The 4512-nt window shown below is 34.4% G+C and carries 4 protein-coding genes; all 4 read left to right on the top strand.

The window, feature by feature from the left end:
- The coding region (locus IEX29_RS26205) for a phage tail family protein (RefSeq protein WP_188738815.1) at nucleotides 1-546 on the top strand (546 nt) is incomplete at its 5' end.
- 13 nt (nucleotides 547-559) lie between these two features.
- Entirely contained in the window at nucleotides 560-2317 is a 1758-nt protein-coding gene (locus tag IEX29_RS26200; protein ID WP_188738814.1) for a glycerophosphodiester phosphodiesterase, read from the top strand.
- A 55-nt stretch (nucleotides 2318-2372) separates the two neighbouring features.
- Nucleotides 2373-3275: a glycerophosphodiester phosphodiesterase gene (locus IEX29_RS26195; RefSeq protein ID WP_229720411.1), complete on the top strand. Its 903-nt coding sequence runs from the start codon at nucleotides 2373-2375 to the stop codon at nucleotides 3273-3275.
- A gap of 72 nt (nucleotides 3276-3347) precedes the next feature.
- The coding region (locus IEX29_RS26190) for a phage tail protein (protein ID WP_229720410.1) at nucleotides 3348-4512 on the top strand (1165 nt) is incomplete at its 3' end.

Raw genomic sequence — 4512 nt, 5'->3', positions numbered from 1 at the left:
TATGCACCAGAACGACCAGAGAATATGCAGACGTACGCTTTTTTAGATATTCCATTAAAAATAGACGGCCACCCGTATTGGGTGAGTCGTTTTAAAACAATGGATCTTCACAACAACAAAGGTATTCCTGTAAATGGTAATTGGTCGTTTGGGATGGGGGTTGATGTATCCCCAGATAATTTAATTTATCAATATCAAAACGCGGGAGAATTTAACATTTATAATGCTGGCATTTTATTAAAAACCATACTGGAAAAAGATAATTGCGAAATTAAAATCGAGATAAATCAAAATGTGACCAGCTTTATGTTGTATGACGCAACGGGAGCTAAATGGGAGTATAATCCATCAAAAAAAGATAATTGGAAATTAAAGCCCGGAGATGTCATTGTTTTTAATGGCCATGATGTGAGACTGAATAAAACAACCATTATGGAACGGACAAATCGTTATTATCCAATAATTAAAGAAGGCATCAATAAATTTGAGATGTTCGGGTTATCAGATTATAAAATAACGTTTGATTTTAGGTTTAAGTACGATTAAAGGAAGTGAGAAAATGGCTAGAAAAGAAATTAAAGCGATTTTTAATGATGGGGAATTAAATAATATTAATCATAATTTTGAAGAATTATATAAAGGTATAGGCGATGTAGTAGGAACAATCACCGAAGAAACAATCAAAAAAATAATAAATACTGTCAAAATAAATTGGTTGGACTTTGTAGATGTTTATGAAGAAATAGAGTCAACGTACCCTAATCCAAATGAAGGTGATGCTGTGATGGCTAAATCTGATTCAGAAGGGTACCCGGCAAACGATGAAGACAAACGCCAAGGTGGAACCGTTTGGCGTTTTAATGGAAGTAAATGGGATCCGATACAAAGTTTTGACGCTTCTGCTATTGTCCAAGCAGAAAATAGATTAGATAATAAATTATCACAGCATAGAAATGAAACAAATGAAAAAGTTGAAAAAGTCGATAAGAATATTAATAAGCTTACCGAAGACAATTTTTTTAATCAATCGTTTCCTTGGTATTTTGCTCATAGAGGAGCAAAAAATATATATCAGGAAAATACATTACTTGCGTATGAAAATTGTATTAAAAGAGGTAACAGATTTATTGAATTAGATGTTCAACAAACTAATGACGGAGCTCTTGTTGTTATGCATGACGATACAATGGACCGCACAACAAATGGTAATTGGGCAATACGAGGCGTAAGTTCAAATTATATTTCGACTAAAAGCATTATCGATAAAGTTAATGGGGAGCATACACAGTTTGGATATGCACCTCAAATGATACCTTTTTTAGTTGATGTATTCACTCAGTTTGGTAGAAAAACAAATTATATTATTGAAAGCAAAGACCGTAAAAGTGCACGAAAAATAGTGGAATTAGCTAAACAAATGAGGGTCCAAGATTATATAATGATTCAATCCTTTTCATTACCAGATTTGGAAGAAATAAAGGATGAAGGAATAAAATTAATGCACCTAAAAAACAATGCCACTATGACAACCTTTAGAGAAATGAGGCAAGCTAATATAGAATACTTTGGTTGTAATAAAAGCTCAACAGATGATTATATCCGCACGGCTGTTGAAGAAGGATTTCCTCCCTTTGTCTACACAGTTAATACAAGATACGAACGAGACAGGCTTCTTGGATTAGGAGTGGCTGGTTTTTTCTCTGATGATCCTTTTTATTTAGCTGGATCTTCTGGCAATCGAAAATCTGATACTTTTAGAGAAAAAGTGTTCACGGACGGAATGATTTCTAACCATAATGAGGATAGGGGGAGATTTAATACATCTTCTTTAACTCCATATACATGGGGATTTCCCGAGACAAATAACACTGATGATGGTAGAGATTTTGTTTTACAAGGATGGGCTGGGGAACTTCCAGATGGTTTCGTTGTTGAAATTGATTTCAATTATTTAGGTGATTATATAAACGGTTGGGCGACAGTAGTATTTTGTACACCTATAGATTATTTCGATGACAATAAAACAGATTTATCTAGTGGATACCATTTATCACATACAAGGGCAGGAAATATAATACTTTGGAAAGTCGATCGTGGTGTCGCAACAGTCTTGAAGGAAGTTAGAGGAGAAGTAGAGCGAATTGAACAACCGACGACTAAGAGAATGAGAGTTACAATAACACCATCACATATAAGAGCAGAGAGTGTAACAGATGATATTGTGCTAACAGTAGAAGATTCTGCATTTAGAAATGGATATCTACACTTGGGAAGACGTGCTACTGCTGTTACTTTTTCGAATTGTAACATAGATTGATTAAGGGTATTTTATTTGTTAAAATTAGGTATTAAATTTAAACAAAGGTGATGTCGTGAAAAAGAGTATTTTTTTATTAATCTCTATAATTATAATTCTTGTTTTATTAATATTTTTTGCTTTTAAATTTTCAGAAGCAGATGCTGATGATAAAAGTAATTTATTAGATTCAGATAGTTTTATCTATATTGCTCATAGAGGAGCATCAGGACAAGCCCCCGAACATACAATGACATCTTATCAGCAAGCGAAAGAATTAGGGGCAGATTATATAGAAATTGACTTACAAATGACAAAAGACAAACAACTTATTGCTATGCACGATGACACAGTCAACCGAACTACTGATGGTAGTGGCGCAGTAAACGAAATGACATTGGATGAGATTAAAGAATTGGATGCGGGCTCTTGGTTTAACGAAGAAAACCCCGATTATATTAAAGAGGAATATATAGGTGCTTCAGTTCCTTCGTTAAGAGAAATATTTGAGGAATTTGGAGATGAAGTAAACTATTATATTGAAACAAAAGAACCTGAAGATACAGAGAAAATGGAGGAAGCCCTTTATTCTCTTTTAAAAGAATATAATCTAATAGGTGGTTCTGTAGATTCTTCAAAAGTTGTTATACAATCATATAGCGCCGGGAGTCTTTTGAAAATGAAGGATTTAGATGATTCTATACCATTAATTCAATTACAAAGAAAAGAACAAATCGAGGAGATGGACAGCTTAGAAAAATTTGAAGAAATTGGTGAATATGCGATTGGATTAGGACCGAACTTCTCATCTATAGACATTGCATATGTACAGAATGCGGAAACTGCGGGATTACTGATTCATCCCTATACTCCAAATGAACCAGTTGAAATTAGTGGGTTGAAATCCTGGGGAGTAAATGGAGTATTTACTAATTTTGCAGAATCATATGTTGAAGCTATGAAAACAGAAATACCATAATAAAATTGCTTCAAAAAAATTAAATTTAAAATAGTTAAAGGCTGCTAAATTAGTAGCCTTTTTTGTTTGGAGGTGATTAAAATAGACGGACAACCATCATTATTCTTGCTTGATTTGGAGGGCAAGGAGTACCCGGCGATCGCAGAGGTAAATAGGAAAAAGAGAGTAAATGGACAGCGTGAAATATCGTTGTCCTTTTTATATGATCAAATTAATCAAGACTTCATACATGATGTTGATTTTGGTTGGAAGATTTTATTTAAAGGTGAATGGTATACAATTACCGGTCCTTCATATGCCTTAGATGGAAATAAATTTTCTGTCGGGGTAGATGCTGTATTATCATTTTTTGTGGATATGAACGGCCATTATCTACAGGATGAGGTAGAGGACAAATCACGAACTCCAGCTGATTATTTTCGAGAACTATTCGAAGAAACTGGATATAGCTATGTGATTATCGACAATCTATCTGCGAACACATTAAACTATCAAGCTAATCAAAGCAAGACAGAACGATTTATATACGGTATCGATAGATTTAATGCGGAATACATCATTCGCGGGAAAGTAGCTTATATATATAGTTTAATTGGCTCTGATAAAGATGTTATTCTGCACGAGGATTTAAATATACAGGATGTATCTATTGATGTGGAAGCCAGTGGTTTTCATACTTGGGCACGAGGATTCGGGGGTAAGGATGACAATGAAGAAGATGCCGACTATAAATTAGAGGTTGAAGAATACATTCCTGCTTTAGTTGAAAAGTATGGTTGGATTGAAGGGCCGGCGATTAGAGACGGTTCATACAAGCATGAAACTAATATGAAAAGCGCTATAAAAAAACAGATAGAAAACAGCGTTAAAATATCTACTGCAGTTACTGCTGTAGATTTGACCAATAACGGATATCCAGAAATGCAATTTGAGGAAGGCGACCGCGTTTGGTTATATGTCACTGATTTAAAGCAAAATCAGCAGGTCAGAGTTGTTGAGATTGATGAAACGTTTGACTGGGAAGGAAAAATCATATCTGCACAATACACTCTTGGAGATGAAGGTATTGCAGCTCGATACAAAACACAGCAGTATGATACGATAAAAGATTTTAAGGACATCGCATCAGGTAGAAAAAGATTAGAGTATAACTGGCTTCCTGAGGCTATACAACGAGCCTCTGACATTATCAATGGAAATTTAGACAGTCATTTTAAATATGGTGCTGGTGAAATTA

It is taken from the genome of Oceanobacillus neutriphilus (genome assembly GCF_014645515.1).
Lineage (GTDB): Bacteria > Bacillota > Bacilli > Bacillales > Amphibacillaceae > Oceanobacillus > Oceanobacillus neutriphilus.
Note: the sequence above shows the minus strand (reverse complement) of the source record. Positions and strands in the feature narration are given on the sequence as shown.

Excerpts from the sequence above, each read along its gene's own strand:
- IEX29_RS26200 (WP_188738814.1), top strand. The coding sequence starts at position 560 with ATGGCTAGAAAAGAAATTAAAGCGATTTTTAATGATGGGGAATTAAAT.